This is a genomic window from Citrobacter meridianamericanus (assembly GCF_041320245.1).
Lineage (GTDB): Bacteria > Pseudomonadota > Gammaproteobacteria > Enterobacterales > Enterobacteriaceae > Citrobacter > Citrobacter meridianamericanus.
Genome location: NZ_CP101036.1, coordinates 2,776,203 through 2,794,384, shown reverse-complemented (window position 1 = coordinate 2,794,384; position 18,182 = coordinate 2,776,203). Strand labels below are relative to the sequence as shown.

Sequence of the window (18,182 nt, the reverse complement as noted above, 5' to 3'; positions counted from 1 at the left end):
GCATGGATTACAATGATATTTTTGTCTGGCCTGATGGTTCATGGCTTTATCGTGGTGATTACAGCGATGAGTGTGATCGATGGCGCGGTGATGATTATGAGGTGCTTTATGTTGGCACGCCGGATTACCATGATTTTCTCGATATCCGTGAAGAGTGATTTTTTTGCTGTTGTATTGTGCATATAATGAGTGCGGGAGTGAACGCTGAAGGCGGGCAGCTCCTGCACACAAAACAGCACGATGTGACAGGAAGGTGTATGCATAAACGGATCATGCGGTTTCTTTTGCCTGGCTGGTTTGGGACGGGCTTTTTGGTCGGTGTGTTTTTTCCGGTTTATTTGTGCATCTATAAAAAGCCGGTATTTGATGACCGATCCTGAGTATCATTGATTTGTTATCGCTTTTACCATAGCGGTCTCCAGTGCGCGGCGTTCGTCGCTGTTGGCCTGTGTGGTTAGTAAAGTTGGATTGCAGTTTTTAGCATTCATAAATTCTGAACAAAAATGAGCGCCGGAACCTGATTTCATTCACGTGGGGGTGGATTTGTTGACAAGGATAACTGGCGCTCATTTTTCCCATATCAGGCATACATAAGCCGTGGTGCGCATAATGTACGACTCGTTATGTTGAAAATGCCGCTGCGACAATGGGTTACACGCGCAGCGGCATCTTTAACATAACGTCATTGTGCGCACCTCTGCCATTTTGGAATGTCCTCTTGATCCTCTCTCGATCCATTCTCTGGCCATGCGCCTTTATCGCTGCAAAGCGGTTTTCTCACTGGTGAAGTTAAGCACCGGCTTTCACGTTCCTGTCGTTCGTCGATATTCCAGTTCGGTAGGTAGTTACATCCATGAGGAGAGAGAAGGCAACGCTCGCCGCAGACAAGCGACCGAACGGAGTGAGCGAACGGTCGAGGAAGCGTAAAAGATGCGGGGTTAAGAAGGGCACTTACGCGCCGTGGGTGGGCGATGGCGCATTGGCTTTTTGTTCGCCAGCGCCACGCGGCGGGAAAACCCCCGCTATGTAATACGGGGGTTAATTCAACGGGACAATGCGGATCCGTCCGCAATTGCTCGTTTTCTGGTCAGGTATTCAGGGCGATAGGGAGGTTAGATTTAGCTGTGTGTAAGAGGCGGGTCATTCATCGTTGTTGCTTAATTCAATTGTGATGCACTTCACATTACTCGTTTTTTCTTAATAGTCTCTTGGCTAATCATATCTTCTACTGCATCTTTTGCATAATTATCAATTAGATAAGTGATGATTTCACTCCATTTAATTGTTTTTCCAACCTTGTAACTCATATCAACTGCCATTCTTTCAAGTTTCAGGTACTTATCTACTGGTACGTTATAACCCTTTCTTTTATCTGCCATTTTTCACCTCTCTTTAGATTTCAGTTAAGCACAATGAACTCTAGTATTCTTTCGCACTAATTTTCATTTTCTCTTGTGGTCAAGTTATCACTTGATGTATAAAAATTTCAGGTAATCATGACCACATGAGAACATGATGGAAATCATAGCAAAGGATCTCAACAAAACTTCTACTCTCACCAGTGCGGTAGCTGTGGATCTTCCTGATGATCGTCCTGTCAATATCGACTGGCTGGCGTTTGTCATGCATTCCTCGGCGGTGAAGGATTTTGTGACCTTTCCTGAGCAGGCCGAATGGCGTAAATACGGTATCCATCCTGTTTACCGCAATCATGTTAAAGCGCGGGATGCTTTCTTTACTGACGTGATTAATCCAAAAACGCGCGTCTGGTGTCCATTAACTGATTCCGATATTGAGGAATCATTTGATGATTTTGTCGATGGTTATACATTTCCGATCACTGATTTCGATGGGGATTTTCGTCAGGCAAGAAAAGCGTTTGATGCACAACTTGATAGCTATAATAAAAAGGTTCTTGAATCGCGTGTTGAATTGATCCGGCGTTGGCTCGCTGCCGAATTGGGTTTACATCTCGGTATATTTCGTGGATATGGTCGTTTTTTATATGAGGATTCAGCGCCGTTATATGCTCATGATGATGAAAACTGTACTGAACTAGGATTCCTTTATTTTGGCGGAAATGAGGGGACTGTATTTATTCAGATTAATGCTCACGGTTGTAAGCATGTTTTTTCGGGTACATCGCCAGAACATTTGTATAAGTGGTTTACACATCTTGGAATAACGACAATAAACCGCCTTGATTTATGCGTTGATGATTTTGATGGTGTATTTACTGTGCAACACGCATATCAGGATTTCAAAAATGATGCATTCTATAGAGGTCGTGGGCGTCGTTCGTCGGCTCATACGTACACGATTGGTGATGTTGAAATGCTGACGGTGGGAAGCCGTCAGTCGTTAACATTCTGGCGGATTTATAACAAAGCGTTAGAGCAGGGACTTGATATTGTATGGAATCGCTCTGAGGTTGAACTTAAGCATGTACCTGTTGAAATATTGTTAGATATTCAGAGTTATTTTACAGGGCTTTGCGATTACGCAGCACAATTAAACCCTTCAAAACCCCGTAAAATAAACCCGTTTAATCCGTCTCTGTCTGATTTGCGTAAGGCCGTTCATTCTTTCGAGTCAGATGTGAAATGGTTACGTACTCAATGCTCAAAGAAAATTGCTTCCGTTATTCATCAATTGGGATATGACGTCGAAGCATTAATATCAACTATTGTCAGGAGAGAACATATAGAAGATGAAAGTATAAGATTTGCAACTAATGACTGTTATCAACAAATAGTAAGAAATCAATTTAAAAACAGGCCGATTCCTTTTTAATTAAATATATATGAATAAACGGCCTTTAATCAGTCTGGTAAATATTAAATATATGAGGTAATAAAATGTCAAAACTCGCTAATTCAATTTGTGTTTTTGGTGGATCCATTATTCAATACACCAATAAGAGTACAGGGGCTATTGAACATATGTGTCCGGTTGATACGCTCGCCGATTATGAAGATGGCGACCGTTCTGTCGGGCGTGGCTTTATCTCTGAGCAATTCACTGTGGGTGATAATTTTGCTCTTATTAAGCGTTTACAGAATGATGTCCGGCAGGCTAATCAGCAGGGCTATGATTATATTTTGATTATTCCTCATGATAAACGCACTGCCCGTGGCCGTGGTCAGGCTCAACGTGTTGTCGGTGATTATGAGCTGGTTGGTTATGGCAAACTGACCCATACGCCTATTGAAGCTGTTAAACAGCAGGCTAAATCCTGATGGTTCTGGCCTTCGGGCCGGAATTTACAGGAGGTGATAATCATGGCTAAATTATATCCTGGCATTTCTGACCAGTCAGATTATATCCGATTCTGTGATATTAATTCATTTGATCCGGATTCGCCGTTTATCCGCAAATACTATAAAAATTCTGTCGCTGAACTGGCGAGGTGTCAGGAAAGGCGTGAAATGCGCTGTTCTGCTTGCCGTCCGACTCCCGTTGTCGCTATTGGCCTGACGTCTGCTATAGAGCTTGCTGTTAACCATCTGACGGGCAATACAGGTTATGCGCGTCCGGTTAAGCATCGTTGCGTTCTGTGCAACTGTGAGTTTGCAGGACAGCGTGTTTGTCCTGAATGCGGGAATCATGTTTTTTGCGTAGGGGCTGATTATGAATCTTGAAAATAAAGCGTCGCGTGAATTAATCGAATATGCATCTATTTTTTCGTAGATGATAAATCATAATGGCTTCTGGTGATTTTTATTTAATATTGTTGTATGGGCTGGCCCCGTTGATATTGTTTATTCTGTCGTTTATCGCGGGGCTTTTGTTGGGGGATTAATTAAATGGGGTATTTATATGACTTAATAGATCCGTTTCTTAAGGATAAAGAGCCTGTAGAGTATCTTTTTATTTTATGGTTTTTTCTTTATTATCTGGTTTTGGCTCTGGTTTTCTTCTCGCTTTTATTAAGCGAACGTTTATTTCTTCTTCCCGTTAAAGAGGTATTTCATGAATATTACTACTGGTTTTAAATTAAAAGCTGTGGCTGCTGCTGTAATGGCTGGCACCTCTGGCTCTGCACTGGCAGCGGGTACGCCTCCAGATCCGTCTACGTTTATTACTACGGCTATGCTGGAAGCAATTTCAAATCCTATTCTGGTTACTATGGGGGCGGTTGTAACAGCGGCGTTCGGTATCCTGACCTTTAAACTTGTTGTTTCTGTCGGTATGGGGGTTATTAAATCTTTCTTTGCTAAAGCAGCACAATAAATTTAATTAATTGAAGCCTCCTTTAAGGGGGCTTTTTTTAGAGATTCATAACATGAAAATCATTTTTTCATCCTCTCTTTTTTGTCTTTTCTGCTAATGCTAATAATAGTGTTTCGCCACTGGCTGATACAGAAATAAACCCTGATACACATCCCATCATTTATGAAGGGGAATGGATCTGGCTGTCAAAACCGATGACGGTTTTTATAAGGCTACTTTTTTTGGAAAGGAATATATTTGTTTTAATTGCGTTATTGATGGGAGTACAAAACGCCCAACGGGAATTTGGCACCGCAATCTACCCGCTGATGATACTGATGTATTTAACCCTGTAAAAAACCCTGATTGTTCATCTTATAAATTATCTCCAAATACGGGTTTTCTTACTGATGATATAAAACGCCCTGGTCAGTCATCTGCTTATATTTCTTATGGAACAAACTGCTTGTATTACATTGATGAAAAAGCAGTCGAAAGAGTTTTACCTAATGTTACCTATCCTGAGATTAAAAGACTTTTTTAGTGAAAAACTTTCAACCCTATATTAAAGGGCGTTATAATCGTTTCCGACCTGTTGTTTCTCAAGAGGTGCTTAAGTTGTACCCTGAGATATCTCTCAGAGATCCAGTGATAGAAATTATTAAAAATACCTTTTATTATTCTTATGAATATCAATACGGTTTAATTAAGGGTTCATTTGGCTATATACAGTTGAGACCTAAAATGTCCCGTCTTGAGATTTCTTACCCTTATTTTAATATTCCAGTTCATCCGTATTACTCATGTCCTGAATTACCAACACCTACAAGTATTCTTCAACAAAAGGATACTCTTACTTCTTGTACTCTGAATTCCGAGTTTGCTATTAAAACCGTTGATGATCCAGTGTTTGGCCCGACTGCTCAGATCGTCCTTAAAGAGTCTGGCCCCAGTGATGGCGATGATGGTTCCGGTGATGGTTCTGGCGGTGGTTCCGGTGGTGGTTCCGGCGGTGGTTCCGGCGGTGGTTCCGGCGGTGGTTCCGGCGGTGGTTCCGGCGGTGGTTCCGGTGGTGGTTCCGGTGGTGGTTCCGGCGGCGGTTCTGGCGGCGGTTCTGGCGGCGGCAACGGCGGCGGCGACGGCTCCGGAGGCGGCGGCGGGGGCGACGGCTCAGGTGGTGGGAATGGTTCTGGCGGTAACGGCTCCGGTGGCGGGAATACTGATGGCGACGGCGACTTACTTGCTGAGGTTAAAGCCTTTCATCGTTCCTTTAAAGATAGCCTGGTTTTTAATGATAAGACACCTGAATTTGATGATTCAAATCTTGATTTTTCAGACCTTACTAATACAACAAACGGGTATCTCGATAATATAGAGGAAAGTTTTAATTCCTCAGTTCCTTCTTTTAAATCATCATTAGATGCGTTAAAAAATCAAGTTCCTGATATGTCATTAAATATAGATGACATTAATAATACACTTGTTGGCATAACGGGGGTATGTCGCCCATTATCATTTGATATTACTCTCGGCCTTGTTGATAACAAAACACTAAAAAAAACTATTGTACTTAATGACTTTTGTATATGGTATGACAAAAATTTAAGAGGCTTTATTACATGGGTATTTAAAATAATGACGGCGGTTGCTGTCTATTTCATTGTTGTTCGTGGATTACAGGGGGTTAAATAATGTGGTATATTGCGCTTGTTAACGTTCTTTCATTTTTATTTCGTACCTCGTTAGCCTGGGTGATTTCACAACTCACTCGGCTTATTTCGGTTGGTTCTGGATTATTTTTTTATTCTTTATTTAATCTTACATCGGGTCATATTTTATTTTTAACTGTATTTGTTAGTGTTGTTGGTGTGGCGGTTAAATCTCTTTTAGATATGGCTAACGGTTATCTTTATGATTTATTGAATACAGGTTCTTTCTCTGGCGAACTTTGGTTATGTTTTATGAGTTTGTTACCTGTTAATTTAACTCAATATATCAGTATAATTGTCTCTGCTCAAACCGCAGTTTTAGGTGTTCACTTCTTAATTATTTATTCAAGAGAATTGTTAAGAATAACTACTTCTCCTTTTTCCCTTCCATTTTTAAAAAGTAACGGGTGATATATGACTGTTTATGTAACGCAGGGAGGGCTTGGAGCGGGAAAGGGGATATTTGCTGCTTACATTATGTCCCTGACTTATAATGATGGTGATTCCAGTATTCGTTGCGCGTCAAATTATCCTTTTTTTACTGAATTTCTTGGCCCTAAATCAGCTAAAGAAATAACTGTATTACCTTTTAATATTCGTTCTTCTGACCTGAAATCTTTAGGCTGGGGTTCGCCTGAATCCTGTAAAGATAAACATGGCGTGCTTATTCTTGACGAATGTGCAAACTTTCTCAATACGCGGGATTTTAAACATCGAGATAGAGAATCTGTTATTGACTGGATACGGCACGCCCGCAAATGGCATTGGGATGTTTATTTAATTGTTCAACACCCTGATCATATTGATTCGCAGGTCAGAGATTTATATGATCAGGTTGTTGTTCTTAATCGTCTTGATAAAATTAGAATCCCTTTCGTGTCAACAATTATTGATTTTATTAAGCCCAAAAAATCAATAATACCTCATATTGTCCAGGCAAATTATTATCACAAGAAAAAGGGCAGTATGATAAACCGATTAACAGCCTTTCTTTCTTTGCTAAGGAATATTATCAATTTTATGATACAGATTTAAAATTCACTGATGGTTATGAACTAATTGGTGATGATTTGGTTGATATGCGTGCAATTTATTCTCTTATTCCAGGTGGGGTTATGTCAGGTAACATCACAACTGTTAAATCTTCTGATATTACACAAGATTCCAGTGTTTCAGAAAATAAGCCTGCCAGAAAGAAAGGGTGTTTTTTATTTATATTAAAATTCTTTTTCTTGTTGTGCTGGGGTATGTTGCTTATCTGCTTTGTTCTTCTTATTTTGGTGCTGATACTGAAAATACCCATTCTGTCCAGTCTGCTGGCGTTCCAGACGCTCCCGCTGCTGCTGCCGTTCCTGCTGCACCTGCTTTGCCTGTTCTGTCGTCTAAGTGGCGGCTGTCTGGCTATTTAGTTTCTTCTGATACTGAGCGTTATTTTATCCTGACGGATAATGCGGGGAATGTTCGCTATCATGCATCTGAACAGCAATATAAAGGGCGTTTTACTCAACTTGTCATCGGCAATGAATTGATCACGTTTTATTCCGGCACCACTGGTGCTTCTGTTAATCAACCTGATATGACTGAACAACTTAATTCAGGTGTCAGTAATGCTACGTCATCATTATTTAAATGAGGTTAATATTATGCGATTACTTTCGTTTCCCTTGTTTTGTTTGTGTTCTCCGGTATTTGCTGCGGGTACAGATTTTGAAGTTAATGCTATGAAATTCCCCGAGGCGGTTTCTGTAATCTGGAATCAGGTGCTAAAACGTCCATTTATGCTGTCACCTGAATTGACACAAGATGCAAGAATGTTGACGCTGCATATTCACCCTGATAATGATGAACGGGATTTTATTCTTCGTTATCTGGAAAACATGAATGTGAAAGTGACACAAAAGAAGGGTGTTGATTATCTTTATAGTTTTAAACCTGTTATTACTCCGCAACGTTTTTACACATATACCTATATTCCGCGTTTTCGCGATGTACCTTATCTTGCGCAGGCATTGGGGACATCATTCACGCAGAATATTTCAAATGCTGGCGCTGATTCTTTGCAGGTATCCAGTGAACAACCATTTATGAGCACATCAGGTGATACATTTGTTTATCGTGGTACTAAACGTAATATAGACCAGATAGAAAAGTTATTAGAGGAAATCGATGTCAGAGCGGAGCAGGTGCTTGTTTCTGCATTTGTATTTGAAGTACAGACTAATGAAAAAAATGGCTCTGGCCTTGTTCTGGCGTCTAAACTGCTTAATGACCGATTTAGTATTGGTATTGGTTCAAAACAGGGATACAGTAATTTTATTCAATTTAATGGTCCTTCATTTGACGCGCTTTATGAGTTGTTTCGTACTGATAATCGTTTTTCTCTTGTCAGTTCGCCACGGCTGCGGGTCGTGTCAGGTCAGGAATCCGCATTTTCAGTCGGGGCTAGTGTGCCAACTGTCGGCTCTCTGACGTATGAGAACGGCACGCCTGTACAGTCGATTGTTTACCGTAATACGGGTGTTGATTTCAAAGTCAGACCGATAATAACGCGCGATTTAGTGTCGATGAAAATAGACCAGCAATTAAGTGATTATGCAGAAACTACAACGGGGGTAAATAATTCCCCTACATTCACAACACGCCAGATCGTGACAAACGTTAACATGAAAGATGGTGATATTATCGTTTTATCGGGTCTTGCTGAGAATAAAGATGGCGAGCAAAACACAGGGCTTTCGTTCTTACCTAAATCATGGTCTACGAAATCAGACCAGAAACAAAGTACTGATTTATTAATCGTCATCCAGGCTAAAAAGGTTTAAGGGGAGGGCATGGATTACAATGATATTTTTGTCTGGCCTGATGGTTCATGGCTTTATCGTGGTGATTACAGCGATGAGTGTGATCGATGGCGCGGTGATGATTATGAGGTGCTTTATGTTGGCACGCCGGATTACCATGATTTTCTCGATATCCGTGAAGAGTGATTTTTTTGCTGTTGTATTGTGCATATAATGAGTGCGGGAGTGAACGCTGAAGGCGGGCAGCTCCTGCACACAAAACAGCACGATGTGACAGGAAGGTGTATGCATAAACGGATCATGCGGTTTCTTTTGCCTGGCTGGTTTGGGACGGGCTTTTTGGTCGGTGTGTTTTTTCCGGTTTATTTGTGCATCTATAAAAAGCCGGTATTTGATGACCGATCCTGAGTATCATTGATTTGTTATCGCTTTTACCATAGCGGTCTCCAGTGCGCGGCGTTCGTCGCTGTTGGCCTGTGTGGTTAGTAAAGTTGGATTGCAGTTTTTAGCATTCATAAATTCTGAACAAAAATGAGCGCCGGAACCTGATTTCATTCACGTGGGGGTGGATTTGTTGACAAGGATAACTGGCGCTCATTTTTCCCATATCAGGCATACATAAGCCGTGGTGCGCATAATGTACGACTCGTTATGTTGAAAATGCCGCTGCGACAATGGGTTACACGCGCAGCGGCATCTTTAACATAACGTCATTGTGCGCACCTCTGCCATTTTGGAATGTCCTCTTGATCCTCTCTCGATCCATTCTCTGGCCATGCGCCTTTATCGCTGCAAAGCGGTTTTCTCACTGGTGAAGTTAAGCACCGGCTTTCACGTTCCTGTCGTTCGTCGATATTCCAGTTCGGTAGGTAGTTACATCCATGAGGAGAGAGAAGGCAACGCTCGCCGCAGACAAGCGACCGAACGGAGTGAGCGAACGGTCGAGGAAGCGTAAAAGATGCGGGGTTAAGAAGGGCACTTACGCGCCGTGGGTGGGCGATGGCGCATTGGCTTTTTGTTCGCCAGCGCCACGCGGGGAAAACCCCCGCTATGTAATACGGGGGTTAATTCAACGGGACAATGCGGATCCGTCCGCAATTGCTCGTTTTCTGGTCAGGTATTCAGGGCGATAGGGAGGTTAGATTTAGCTGTGTGTAAGAGGCGGGTCATTCATCGTTGTTGCTTAATTCAATTGTGATGCACTTCACATTACTCGTTTTTTTCTTAATAGTCTCTTGGCTAATCATATCTTCTACTGCATCTTTTGCATAATTATCAATTAGATAAGTGATGATTTCACTCCATTTAATTGTTTTTCCAACCTTGTAACTCATATCAACTGCCATTCTTTCAAGTTTCAGGTACTTATCTACTGGTACGTTATAACCCTTTCTTTTATCTGCCATTTTTCACCTCTCTTTAGATTTCAGTTAAGCACAATGAACTCTAGTATTCTTTCGCACTAATTTTCATTTTCTCTTGTGGTCAAGTTATCACTTGATGTATAAAAATTTCAGGTAATCATGACCACATGAGAACATGATGGAAATCATAGCAAAGGATCTCAACAAAACTTCTACTCTCACCAGTGCGGTAGCTGTGGATCTTCCTGATGATCGTCCTGTCAATATCGACTGGCTGGCGTTTGTCATGCATTCCTCGGCGGTGAAGGATTTTGTGACCTTTCCTGAGCAGGCCGAATGGCGTAAATACGGTATCCATCCTGTTTACCGCAATCATGTTAAAGCGCGGGATGCTTTCTTTACTGACGTGATTAATCCAAAAACGCGCGTCTGGTGTCCATTAACTGATTCCGATATTGAGGAATCATTTGATGATTTTGTCGATGGTTATACATTTCCGATCACTGATTTCGATGGGGATTTTCGTCAGGCAAGAAAAGCGTTTGATGCACAACTTGATAGCTATAATAAAAAGGTTCTTGAATCGCGTGTTGAATTGATCCGGCGTTGGCTCGCTGCCGAATTGGGTTTACATCTCGGTATATTTCGTGGATATGGTCGTTTTTTATATGAGGATTCAGCGCCGTTATATGCTCATGATGATGAAAACTGTACTGAACTAGGATTCCTTTATTTTGGCGGAAATGAGGGGACTGTATTTATTCAGATTAATGCTCACGGTTGTAAGCATGTTTTTTCGGGTACATCGCCAGAACATTTGTATAAGTGGTTTACACATCTTGGAATAACGACAATAAACCGCCTTGATTTATGCGTTGATGATTTTGATGGTGTATTTACTGTGCAACACGCATATCAGGATTTCAAAAATGATGCATTCTATAGAGGTCGTGGGCGTCGTTCGTCGGCTCATACGTACACGATTGGTGATGTTGAAATGCTGACGGTGGGAAGCCGTCAGTCGTTAACATTCTGGCGGATTTATAACAAAGCGTTAGAGCAGGGACTTGATATTGTATGGAATCGCTCTGAGGTTGAACTTAAGCATGTACCTGTTGAAATATTGTTAGATATTCAGAGTTATTTTACAGGGCTTTGCGATTACGCAGCACAATTAAACCCTTCAAAACCCCGTAAAATAAACCCGTTTAATCCGTCTCTGTCTGATTTGCGTAAGGCCGTTCATTCTTTCGAGTCAGATGTGAAATGGTTACGTACTCAATGCTCAAAGAAAATTGCTTCCGTTATTCATCAATTGGGATATGACGTCGAAGCATTAATATCAACTATTGTCAGGAGAGAACATATAGAAGATGAAAGTATAAGATTTGCAACTAATGACTGTTATCAACAAATAGTAAGAAATCAATTTAAAAACAGGCCGATTCCTTTTTAATTAAATATATATGAATAAACGGCCTTTAATCAGTCTGGTAAATATTAAATATATGAGGTAATAAAATGTCAAAACTCGCTAATTCAATTTGTGTTTTTGGTGGATCCATTATTCAATACACCAATAAGAGTACAGGGGCTATTGAACATATGTGTCCGGTTGATACGCTCGCCGATTATGAAGATGGCGACCGTTCTGTCGGGCGTGGCTTTATCTCTGAGCAATTCACTGTGGGTGATAATTTTGCTCTTATTAAGCGTTTACAGAATGATGTCCGGCAGGCTAATCAGCAGGGCTATGATTATATTTTGATTATTCCTCATGATAAACGCACTGCCCGTGGCCGTGGTCAGGCTCAACGTGTTGTCGGTGATTATGAGCTGGTTGGTTATGGCAAACTGACCCATACGCCTATTGAAGCTGTTAAACAGCAGGCTAAATCCTGATGGTTCTGGCCTTCGGGCCGGAATTTACAGGAGGTGATAATCATGGCTAAATTATATCCTGGCATTTCTGACCAGTCAGATTATATCCGATTCTGTGATATTAATTCATTTGATCCGGATTCGCCGTTTATCCGCAAATACTATAAAAATTCTGTCGCTGAACTGGCGAGGTGTCAGGAAAGGCGTGAAATGCGCTGTTCTGCTTGCCGTCCGACTCCCGTTGTCGCTATTGGCCTGACGTCTGCTATAGAGCTTGCTGTTAACCATCTGACGGGCAATACAGGTTATGCGCGTCCGGTTAAGCATCGTTGCGTTCTGTGCAACTGTGAGTTTGCAGGACAGCGTGTTTGTCCTGAATGCGGGAATCATGTTTTTTGCGTAGGGGCTGATTATGAATCTTGAAAATAAAGCGTCGCGTGAATTAATCGAATATGCATCTATTTTTTCGTAGATGATAAATCATAATGGCTTCTGGTGATTTTTATTTAATATTGTTGTATGGGCTGGCCCCGTTGATATTGTTTATTCTGTCGTTTATCGCGGGGCTTTTGTTGGGGGATTAATTAAATGGGGTATTTATATGACTTAATAGATCCGTTTCTTAAGGATAAAGAGCCTGTAGAGTATCTTTTTATTTTATGGTTTTTTCTTTATTATCTGGTTTTGGCTCTGGTTTTCTTCTCGCTTTTATTAAGCGAACGTTTATTTCTTCTTCCCGTTAAAGAGGTATTTCATGAATATTACTACTGGTTTTAAATTAAAAGCTGTGGCTGCTGCTGTAATGGCTGGCACCTCTGGCTCTGCACTGGCAGCGGGTACGCCTCCAGATCCGTCTACGTTTATTACTACGGCTATGCTGGAAGCAATTTCAAATCCTATTCTGGTTACTATGGGGGCGGTTGTAACAGCGGCGTTCGGTATCCTGACCTTTAAACTTGTTGTTTCTGTCGGTATGGGGGTTATTAAATCTTTCTTTGCTAAAGCAGCACAATAAATTTAATTAATTGAAGCCTCCTTTTAAGGGGGCTTTTTTAGAGATTCATAACATGAAAATCATTTTTTTCATCCTCTCTTTTTTGTCTTTTCTGCTAATGCTAATAATAGTGTTTCGCCACTGGCTGATACAGAAATAAACCCTGATACACATCCCATCATTTATGAAGGGGGAATGGATCTGGCTGTCAAAACCGATGACGGTTTTTATAAGGCTACTTTTTTTGGAAAGGAATATATTTGTTTTAATTGCGTTATTGATGGGAGTACAAAACGCCCAACGGGAATTTGGCACCGCAATCTACCCGCTGATGATACTGATGTATTTAACCCTGTAAAAAACCCTGATTGTTCATCTTATAAATTATCTCCAAATACGGGTTTTCTTACTGATGATATAAAACGCCCTGGTCAGTCATCTGCTTATATTTCTTATGGAACAAACTGCTTGTATTACATTGATGAAAAAGCAGTCGAAAGAGTTTTACCTAATGTTACCTATCCTGAGATTAAAAGACTTTTTTAGTGAAAAACTTTCAACCCTATATTAAAGGGCGTTATAATCGTTTCCGACCTGTTGTTTCTCAAGAGGTGCTTAAGTTGTACCCTGAGATATCTCTCAGAGATCCAGTGATAGAAATTATTAAAAATACCTTTTATTATTCTTATGAATATCAATACGGTTTAATTAAGGGTTCATTTGGCTATATACAGTTGAGACCTAAAATGTCCCGTCTTGAGATTTCTTACCCTTATTTTAATATTCCAGTTCATCCGTATTACTCATGTCCTGAATTACCAACACCTACAAGTATTCTTCAACAAAAGGATACTCTTACTTCTTGTACTCTGAATTCCGAGTTTGCTATTAAAACCGTTGATGATCCAGTGTTTGGCCCGACTGCTCAGATCGTCCTTAAAGAGTCTGGCCCCAGTGATGGCGATGATGGTTCCGGTGATGGTTCTGGCGGTGGTTCCGGTGGTGGTTCCGGCGGTGGTTCCGGCGGTGGTTCCGGCGGTGGTTCCGGCGGTGGTTCCGGCGGTGGTTCCGGTGGTGGTTCCGGTGGTGGTTCCGGCGGCGGTTCTGGCGGCGGTTCTGGCGGCGGCAACGGCGGCGGCGACGGCTCCGGAGGCGGCGGCGGGGGCGACGGCTCAGGTGGTGGGAATGGTTCTGGCGGTAACGGCTCCGGTGGCGGGAATACTGATGGCGACGGCGACTTACTTGCTGAGGTTAAAGCCTTTCATCGTTCCTTTAAAGATAGCCTGGTTTTTAATGATAAGACACCTGAATTTGATGATTCAAATCTTGATTTTTCAGACCTTACTAATACAACAAACGGGTATCTCGATAATATAGAGGAAAGTTTTAATTCCTCAGTTCCTTCTTTTAAATCATCATTAGATGCGTTAAAAAATCAAGTTCCTGATATGTCATTAAATATAGATGACATTAATAATACACTTGTTGGCATAACGGGGGTATGTCGCCCATTATCATTTGATATTACTCTCGGCCTTGTTGATAACAAAACACTAAAAAAAACTATTGTACTTAATGACTTTTGTATATGGTATGACAAAAATTTAAGAGGCTTTATTACATGGGTATTTAAAATAATGACGGCGGTTGCTGTCTATTTCATTGTTGTTCGTGGATTACAGGGGTTAAATAATGTGGTATATTGCGCTTGTTAACGTTCTTTCATTTTTATTTCGTACCTCGTTAGCCTGGGTGATTTCACAACTCACTCGGCTTATTTCGGTTGGTTCTGGATTATTTTTTTATTCTTTATTTAATCTTACATCGGGTCATATTTTATTTTTAACTGTATTTGTTAGTGTTGTTGGTGTGGCGGTTAAATCTCTTTTAGATATGGCTAACGGTTATCTTTATGATTTATTGAATACAGGTTCTTTCTCTGGCGAACTTTGGTTATGTTTTATGAGTTTGTTACCTGTTAATTTAACTCAATATATCAGTATAATTGTCTCTGCTCAAACCGCAGTTTTAGGTGTTCACTTCTTAATTATTTATTCAAGAGAATTGTTAAGAATAACTACTTCTCCTTTTCCCTTCCATTTTTTAAAAAGTAACGGGTGATATATGACTGTTTATGTAACGCAGGGAGGGCTTGGAGCGGGAAAGGGGATATTTGCTGCTTACATTATGTCCCTGACTTATAATGATGGTGATTCCAGTATTCGTTGCGCGTCAAATTATCCTTTTTTTACTGAATTTCTTGGCCCTAAATCAGCTAAAGAAATAACTGTATTACCTTTTAATATTCGTTCTTCTGACCTGAAATCTTTAGGCTGGGGTTCGCCTGAATCCTGTAAAGATAAACATGGCGTGCTTATTCTTGACGAATGTGCAAACTTTCTCAATACGCGGGATTTTAAACATCGAGATAGAGAATCTGTTATTGACTGGATACGGCACGCCCGCAAATGGCATTGGGATGTTTATTTAATTGTTCAACACCCTGATCATATTGATTCGCAGGTCAGAGATTTATATGATCAGGTTGTTGTTCTTAATCGTCTTGATAAAATTAGAATCCCTTTCGTGTCAACAATTATTGATTTTATTAAGCCCAAAAATCAATAATACCTCATATTGTCCAGGCAAATTATTATCACAAGAAAAAGGGCAGTATGATAAACCGATTAACAGCCTTTCTTTCTTTGCTAAGGAATATTATCAATTTTATGATACAGATTTAAAATTCACTGATGGTTATGAACTAATTGGTGATGATTTGGTTGATATGCGTGCAATTTATTCTCTTATTCCAGGTGGGGTTATGTCAGGTAACATCACAACTGTTAAATCTTCTGATATTACACAAGATTCCAGTGTTTCAGAAAATAAGCCTGCCAGAAAGAAAGGGTGTTTTTTATTTATATTAAAATTCTTTTTCTTGTTGTGCTGGGGTATGTTGCTTATCTGCTTTGTTCTTCTTATTTTGGTGCTGATACTGAAAATACCCATTCTGTCCAGTCTGCTGGCGTTCCAGACGCTCCCGCTGCTGCTGCCGTTCCTGCTGCACCTGCTTTGCCTGTTCTGTCGTCTAAGTGGCGGCTGTCTGGCTATTTAGTTTCTTCTGATACTGAGCGTTATTTTATCCTGACGGATAATGCGGGGAATGTTCGCTATCATGCATCTGAACAGCAATATAAAGGGCGTTTTACTCAACTTGTCATCGGCAATGAATTGATCACGTTTTATTCCGGCACCACTGGTGCTTCTGTTAATCAACCTGATATGACTGAACAACTTAATTCAGGTGTCAGTAATGCTACGTCATCATTATTTAAATGAGGTTAATATTATGCGATTACTTTCGTTTCCCTTGTTTTGTTTGTGTTCTCCGGTATTTGCTGCGGGTACAGATTTTGAAGTTAATGCTATGAAATTCCCCGAGGCGGTTTCTGTAATCTGGAATCAGGTGCTAAAACGTCCATTTATGCTGTCACCTGAATTGACACAAGATGCAAGAATGTTGACGCTGCATATTCACCCTGATAATGATGAACGGGATTTTATTCTTCGTTATCTGGAAAACATGAATGTGAAAGTGACACAAAAGAAGGGTGTTGATTATCTTTATAGTTTTAAACCTGTTATTACTCCGCAACGTTTTTACACATATACCTATATTCCGCGTTTTCGCGATGTACCTTATCTTGCGCAGGCATTGGGGACATCATTCACGCAGAATATTTCAAATGCTGGCGCTGATTCTTTGCAGGTATCCAGTGAACAACCATTTATGAGCACATCAGGTGATACATTTGTTTATCGTGGTACTAAACGTAATATAGACCAGATAGAAAAGTTATTAGAGGAAATCGATGTCAGAGCGGAGCAGGTGCTTGTTTCTGCATTTGTATTTGAAGTACAGACTAATGAAAAAAATGGCTCTGGCCTTGTTCTGGCGTCTAAACTGCTTAATGACCGATTTAGTATTGGTATTGGTTCAAAACAGGGATACAGTAATTTTATTCAATTTAATGGTCCTTCATTTGACGCGCTTTATGAGTTGTTTCGTACTGATAATCGTTTTTCTCTTGTCAGTTCGCCACGGCTGCGGGTCGTGTCAGGTCAGGAATCCGCATTTTCAGTCGGGGCTAGTGTGCCAACTGTCGGCTCTCTGACGTATGAGAACGGCACGCCTGTACAGTCGATTGTTTACCGTAATACGGGTGTTGATTTCAAAGTCAGACCGATAATAACGCGCGATTTAGTGTCGATGAAAATAGACCAGCAATTAAGTGATTATGCAGAAACTACAACGGGGGTAAATAATTCCCCTACATTCACAACACGCCAGATCGTGACAAACGTTAACATGAAAGATGGTGATATTATCGTTTTATCGGGTCTTGCTGAGAATAAAGATGGCGAGCAAAACACAGGGCTTTCGTTCTTACCTAAATCATGGTCTACGAAATCAGACCAGAAACAAAGTACTGATTTATTAATCGTCATCCAGGCTAAAAAGGTTTAAGGGGAGGGCATGGATTACAATGATATTTTTGTCTGGCCTGATGGTTCATGGCTTTATCGTGGTGATTACAGCGATGAGTGTGATCGATGGCGCGGTGATGATTATGAGGTGCTTTATGTTGGCACGCCGGATTACCATGATTTTCTCGATATCCGTGAAGAGTGATTTTTTTGCTGTTGTATTGTGCATATAATGAGTGCGGGAGTGAACGCTGAAGGCGGGCAGCTCCTGCACACAAAACAGCACGATGTGACAGGAAGGTGTATGCATAAACGGATCATGCGGTTTCTTTTGCCTGGCTGGTTTGGGACGGGCTTTTTGGTCGGTGTGTTTTTTCCGGTTTATTTGTGCATCTATAAAAAGCCGGTATTTGATGACCGATCCTGAGTATCATTGATTTGTTATCGCTTTTACCATAGCGGTCTCCAGTGCGCGGCGTTCGTCGCTGTTGGCCTGTGTGGTTAGTAAAGTTGGATTGCAGTTTTTAGCATTCATAAATTCTGAACAAAAATGAGCGCCGGAACCTGATTTCATTCACGTGGGGGTGGATTTGTTGACAAGGATAACTGGCGCTCATTTTTCCCATATCAGGCATACATAAGCCGTGGTGCGCATAATGTGGATGCAGCTTATGTTGAATCGCCGCAGCCGTGCGACTGTGCTCGGCTAAGGCGCCCGCGGCGATTTAGC

Annotated in this window: 25 protein-coding genes; 23 read left to right on the top strand and 2 right to left on the bottom strand. The window is 41.0% G+C overall.

The genetic code is table 11. The features are described 5' to 3' along the window. Nucleotides 1-2 precede the first annotated feature (2 nt). Complete coding sequence (locus NMD08_RS13600) at nucleotides 3-158, top strand: hypothetical protein (protein WP_370618262.1); 156 nt, start codon at nucleotides 3-5, stop codon at nucleotides 156-158. Nucleotides 159-1,178: 1,020 nt separating this feature from the next. Here NMD08_RS13600 and NMD08_RS13595 read toward each other — a convergent pair. After that, nucleotides 1,179-1,379 carry a hypothetical protein gene (locus NMD08_RS13595; RefSeq protein ID WP_370618312.1) on the bottom strand — a complete coding sequence of 67 codons (201 nt, stop codon included), beginning with the start codon at nucleotides 1,377-1,379 and terminating at the stop codon, nucleotides 1,179-1,181. A 133-nt stretch (nucleotides 1,380-1,512) separates the two neighbouring features. Between NMD08_RS13595 and NMD08_RS13590 the strand changes: the two genes are divergently transcribed. The 11 genes from NMD08_RS13590 (at nucleotide 1,513) to NMD08_RS13540 (ending at nucleotide 8,908) form a co-directional block, all read left to right on the top strand. After that, nucleotides 1,513-2,793 carry a replication initiation factor domain-containing protein gene (locus NMD08_RS13590; RefSeq protein WP_370618302.1) on the top strand — a complete coding sequence of 427 codons (1,281 nt, stop codon included), beginning with the start codon at nucleotides 1,513-1,515 and terminating at the stop codon, nucleotides 2,791-2,793. 65 nt (nucleotides 2,794-2,858) lie between these two features. Beyond that, entirely contained in the window at nucleotides 2,859-3,239 is a 381-nt protein-coding gene (locus NMD08_RS13585; protein ID WP_370618300.1) for a hypothetical protein, read from the top strand. A gap of 42 nt (nucleotides 3,240-3,281) precedes the next feature. Continuing rightward, entirely contained in the window at nucleotides 3,282-3,641 is a 360-nt protein-coding gene (locus tag NMD08_RS13580) for a hypothetical protein (protein ID WP_370618298.1), read from the top strand. Nucleotides 3,642-3,972: 331 nt separating this feature from the next. After that, entirely contained in the window at nucleotides 3,973-4,233 is a 261-nt protein-coding gene (locus NMD08_RS13575; protein WP_370618296.1) for a hypothetical protein, read from the top strand. 172 nt (nucleotides 4,234-4,405) lie between these two features. Continuing rightward, nucleotides 4,406-4,756, top strand: a complete 351-nt coding sequence (locus tag NMD08_RS13570) for a hypothetical protein (protein ID WP_370618294.1) — start codon at nucleotides 4,406-4,408, stop codon at nucleotides 4,754-4,756. Beyond that, nucleotides 4,756-5,904 (top strand): hypothetical protein, encoded by a 1,149-nt coding sequence (locus NMD08_RS13565; RefSeq protein WP_370618310.1) that lies wholly within the window; start codon nucleotides 4,756-4,758, stop codon nucleotides 5,902-5,904. Before NMD08_RS13570 ends, NMD08_RS13565 begins: the two co-directional genes overlap by 1 nt. After that, the gene (locus tag NMD08_RS13560) at nucleotides 5,904-6,332 is read left to right on the top strand and encodes a hypothetical protein (protein WP_370618308.1); all 429 of its coding nucleotides are present in this window, start codon (nucleotides 5,904-5,906) and stop codon (nucleotides 6,330-6,332) included. Before NMD08_RS13565 ends, NMD08_RS13560 begins: the two co-directional genes overlap by 1 nt. A gap of 3 nt (nucleotides 6,333-6,335) precedes the next feature. Beyond that, on the top strand, nucleotides 6,336-6,956 hold the full coding sequence (locus tag NMD08_RS13555; RefSeq protein ID WP_370618306.1) for a zonular occludens toxin domain-containing protein: 621 nt from the start codon (nucleotides 6,336-6,338) through the stop codon (nucleotides 6,954-6,956). 166 nt (nucleotides 6,957-7,122) lie between these two features. After that, entirely contained in the window at nucleotides 7,123-7,554 is a 432-nt protein-coding gene (locus NMD08_RS13550; protein WP_370618286.1) for a hypothetical protein, read from the top strand. Continuing rightward, entirely contained in the window at nucleotides 7,529-8,743 is a 1,215-nt protein-coding gene (locus tag NMD08_RS13545) for a type II secretion system protein GspD (protein WP_370618284.1), read from the top strand. Before NMD08_RS13550 ends, NMD08_RS13545 begins: the two co-directional genes overlap by 26 nt. A 9-nt stretch (nucleotides 8,744-8,752) precedes the next feature. Further along, nucleotides 8,753-8,908 (top strand): hypothetical protein, encoded by a 156-nt coding sequence (locus NMD08_RS13540; protein ID WP_370618262.1) that lies wholly within the window; start codon nucleotides 8,753-8,755, stop codon nucleotides 8,906-8,908. 980 nt (nucleotides 8,909-9,888) lie between these two features. On the opposite strand, the gene NMD08_RS13535 is transcribed toward NMD08_RS13540, so the two are convergent. Further along, nucleotides 9,889-10,128 carry a hypothetical protein gene (locus NMD08_RS13535; RefSeq protein WP_370618304.1) on the bottom strand — a complete coding sequence of 80 codons (240 nt, stop codon included), beginning with the start codon at nucleotides 10,126-10,128 and terminating at the stop codon, nucleotides 9,889-9,891. A 133-nt stretch (nucleotides 10,129-10,261) separates the two neighbouring features. Here NMD08_RS13535 and NMD08_RS13530 point away from each other — a divergent pair, with 133 nt between their 5' ends. The 11 genes from NMD08_RS13530 to NMD08_RS13480 all read left to right on the top strand — a co-directional run bounded on the left by NMD08_RS13530 (nucleotide 10,262) and on the right by NMD08_RS13480 (nucleotide 17,657). Beyond that, nucleotides 10,262-11,542 carry a replication initiation factor domain-containing protein gene (locus NMD08_RS13530; RefSeq protein WP_370618302.1) on the top strand — a complete coding sequence of 427 codons (1,281 nt, stop codon included), beginning with the start codon at nucleotides 10,262-10,264 and terminating at the stop codon, nucleotides 11,540-11,542. Between the two features lie 65 nt (nucleotides 11,543-11,607). After that, nucleotides 11,608-11,988: a hypothetical protein gene (locus NMD08_RS13525; RefSeq protein ID WP_370618300.1), complete on the top strand. Its 381-nt coding sequence runs from the start codon at nucleotides 11,608-11,610 to the stop codon at nucleotides 11,986-11,988. A 42-nt stretch (nucleotides 11,989-12,030) separates the two neighbouring features. Next, on the top strand, nucleotides 12,031-12,390 hold the full coding sequence (locus NMD08_RS13520; protein ID WP_370618298.1) for a hypothetical protein: 360 nt from the start codon (nucleotides 12,031-12,033) through the stop codon (nucleotides 12,388-12,390). Nucleotides 12,391-12,721: 331 nt separating this feature from the next. Beyond that, nucleotides 12,722-12,982 carry a hypothetical protein gene (locus NMD08_RS13515; protein WP_370618296.1) on the top strand — a complete coding sequence of 87 codons (261 nt, stop codon included), beginning with the start codon at nucleotides 12,722-12,724 and terminating at the stop codon, nucleotides 12,980-12,982. A gap of 174 nt (nucleotides 12,983-13,156) precedes the next feature. Beyond that, nucleotides 13,157-13,507 (top strand): hypothetical protein, encoded by a 351-nt coding sequence (locus NMD08_RS13510; RefSeq protein ID WP_370618294.1) that lies wholly within the window; start codon nucleotides 13,157-13,159, stop codon nucleotides 13,505-13,507. Next, the gene (locus NMD08_RS13505) at nucleotides 13,507-14,676 is read left to right on the top strand and encodes a hypothetical protein (protein ID WP_370618292.1); all 1,170 of its coding nucleotides are present in this window, start codon (nucleotides 13,507-13,509) and stop codon (nucleotides 14,674-14,676) included. The genes NMD08_RS13510 and NMD08_RS13505 overlap by 1 nt, the downstream gene beginning before the upstream one ends. Further along, nucleotides 14,654-15,082: a hypothetical protein gene (locus tag NMD08_RS13500; RefSeq protein WP_370618290.1), complete on the top strand. Its 429-nt coding sequence runs from the start codon at nucleotides 14,654-14,656 to the stop codon at nucleotides 15,080-15,082. The genes NMD08_RS13505 and NMD08_RS13500 overlap by 23 nt, the downstream gene beginning before the upstream one ends. Nucleotides 15,083-15,085: 3 nt before the next feature. Beyond that, nucleotides 15,086-15,589: a zonular occludens toxin domain-containing protein gene (locus NMD08_RS13495; protein WP_370618288.1), complete on the top strand. Its 504-nt coding sequence runs from the start codon at nucleotides 15,086-15,088 to the stop codon at nucleotides 15,587-15,589. Nucleotides 15,590-15,871: 282 nt separating this feature from the next. After that, nucleotides 15,872-16,303: a hypothetical protein gene (locus NMD08_RS13490; RefSeq protein WP_370618286.1), complete on the top strand. Its 432-nt coding sequence runs from the start codon at nucleotides 15,872-15,874 to the stop codon at nucleotides 16,301-16,303. Continuing rightward, the gene (locus NMD08_RS13485; RefSeq protein ID WP_370618284.1) at nucleotides 16,278-17,492 is read left to right on the top strand and encodes a type II secretion system protein GspD; all 1,215 of its coding nucleotides are present in this window, start codon (nucleotides 16,278-16,280) and stop codon (nucleotides 17,490-17,492) included. Before NMD08_RS13490 ends, NMD08_RS13485 begins: the two co-directional genes overlap by 26 nt. 9 nt (nucleotides 17,493-17,501) lie before the next feature. Further along, complete coding sequence (locus NMD08_RS13480; protein ID WP_370618262.1) at nucleotides 17,502-17,657, top strand: hypothetical protein; 156 nt, start codon at nucleotides 17,502-17,504, stop codon at nucleotides 17,655-17,657. Nucleotides 17,658-18,182 lie beyond the last annotated feature (525 nt).